We start from the raw sequence: 1,514 nt of genomic DNA, 5'->3' as shown, positions 1-1,514 counted from the left end.
GCAGCGGGCTACAACTTCCGGCGTCTCATCCGCTGGCTCGAGCTCTTGTTGCGCCAGTTCCTCGCCCAGCTCACGGTCCGACTTCAATTCGTCCCGAGTTGAAATCCGGCGTTCTTCACGGCCGACTCTTTAAGAAAAGTCCGACTGGGCGGTCCTTCTGCGTTATCCGTGAAGTGATCGAAGAGTCATATTCTCCGGTAACAAGGAAGAACGTCCACTGCGTGTCGGTGCGGGAGTAGTCAGGTTGTGCCATCAGGGCATTTACGTAGTCTTCTAACTGATCAAGTTCCTTGCGGCCGACTTTCAGGGATGGGCGCTTCAATTCGATGACGATAAACTCGCGCTTGGTTTGATCGGGATGCGGCACGCATCCGTCCCAGAAAGTTGTCGAGCCGGGCAGACGACCCGTCTACTTTCTTCACTCGCTTCTTCGAGGCTTTATTGCCAAATTCCTGCGACACCCGCTCCATAACTCGGGTGAGTCCGATCTCCGAATCCGATCTCCGAAAGAGCGATGTGAAACCGCTCACCGACCATCCAGGTGTTGTCCCTGATTATGACATCCAGCTCCCCGCGCTCTCGTGTGGTGTGTCGATATTCCGGATTGAAAACCATTCCTTTCAAGACTTCCAGAGCCACTACGCGCTCAGCAATCAAGCTTGAAGCTGTGATAATACTCCCAAGCTCGGTCTTCTCCAGTAGTGACGAAAATTCGTCCTGCCTCGTTTTTGGCAAGTTTACAACCGCACGCAAGATGGTCGATAAGGAATCCGGATTGTGCCTTCGCCTCCTTCAAGAAAGTCAGCGTCATCTTACGTAGTGAAGCGTCGGCTTTTGTAAAGTCCTTCGAATAAGAAGAGACAGCATAGGTGGCAATCTCGAAGACCTGCCGCTCCTTCCGTTCGATCTCGTCTCGTGGCTCACCATCATACGGACAAGTGCCGCTCCTAATCTTATAGCAGCGTGCCGAAAGAGTGGTTCGAGACTCTGATCAAGAGATCAAAGAAGTTCTATAAAAGACGAACCCCGCTTTCGCGGGGCTCTCGGAGGGGCGGTGCCGAACACTGGGCTGTCGTCGCGTCCATGGTCGAGACTTGCAAGATCAACGACGTCGATCCGCTCGCCTATCTCACCGACGTCCTGAGAAGGATCGTCAACGGGCATCCAAACCGCGACATCGACCAGCTACCGCCCTGGGCCTACCGCGCTCAAGCCCTCAAAGCCGTGGCCTGAAAACGACCCTTACCTTGCATCCACACTATACCAATGTGTAGCTGCGGTAGCCACGGGGATGAATTGGCACGAAGCCGGGATCATTGTGGGCCGTATGGCTATGAACACTCAGGTTTACGCTCAATTCGGGGAGGCGCAGGAACGCACAGCTGATGGCCGTGCAGCTGCACTATACTCCAGTTTGATCGCTGACCTCAGTCAGCTGAATTTCGCAGACGCGGATGACCGCCGAGCCTTCCCTCCGACCCTACACAGCATATTCGCAAGGCATGGACTGTTCG

Annotated in this window: 1 protein-coding gene and 1 pseudogene; one reads left to right on the top strand and one right to left on the bottom strand. The window is 54.6% G+C overall.

Going from position 1 to position 1,514, the window contains the following annotated elements:
• Positions 1-115: 115 nt before the first annotated feature.
• Complete coding sequence (locus tag AC0QUY_RS42540; RefSeq protein ID WP_161855518.1) at positions 116-367, bottom strand: type I restriction enzyme HsdR N-terminal domain-containing protein; 252 nt, start codon at positions 365-367, stop codon at positions 116-118.
• A 662-nt stretch (positions 368-1,029) separates the two neighbouring features.
• On the opposite strand from AC0QUY_RS42540, the pseudogene AC0QUY_RS42535 reads away from it, so the two are divergent.
• Positions 1,030-1,233, top strand: a pseudogene (locus AC0QUY_RS42535) (transposase domain-containing protein); the annotation flags it as partial.
• Positions 1,234-1,514: the final 281 nt, after the last annotated feature.

Source organism: Bradyrhizobium sp. WYCCWR15520 (genome assembly GCF_056174665.1).
The sequence above is the reverse complement of the archived record's forward strand: the minus strand, read 5'-3'. Positions and strand labels throughout refer to the sequence as shown.